At 61.8% G+C, this 317-nt stretch carries 1 protein-coding gene; it reads right to left on the bottom strand.

From position 1 onward, the window contains the following. On the bottom strand, window positions 1–317 hold a 317-nt coding region (locus ACLRGI_RS23300), incomplete at both ends, for a CLIPPER-2 domain-containing protein (RefSeq protein ID WP_419203804.1).

Raw genomic sequence — 317 nt, 5'->3', positions numbered from 1 at the left:
AACTCCATCGCCGGAGCCTGGGGCAACGGGGTGTCCGTCGTTCCCGGAGGAGGCGTCACAGGCGGACCGGTAGGCGGAGTACCAGTGGTCGTCGCACTGTTGGCAACATGACCGGCGTCGATGTCCGCCTGGGTGATGGCATACGTTGCTGCAGCCGTCACAGTCTGGCCCGGAAGCAACTCTCCGGGAACACCCGGCCAGGTGTAAACCAAAGCCGAGAGACCAACCAGCGGATCCGTAATGGAGACGTTCTTCAGGGTGACGTTGCCGGTGTTCTTCGCAGAGAAGGCGTACGTGATGACATCGCCAACCTTGGA

Source organism: Paenarthrobacter sp. PPS72, assembly GCF_048537125.1.
Classification (GTDB): Bacteria; Actinomycetota; Actinomycetes; order Actinomycetales; family Micrococcaceae; genus Arthrobacter; species Arthrobacter nitroguajacolicus_E.
Note: the sequence above shows the minus strand (reverse complement) of the source record. Positions and strands in the feature narration are given on the sequence as shown.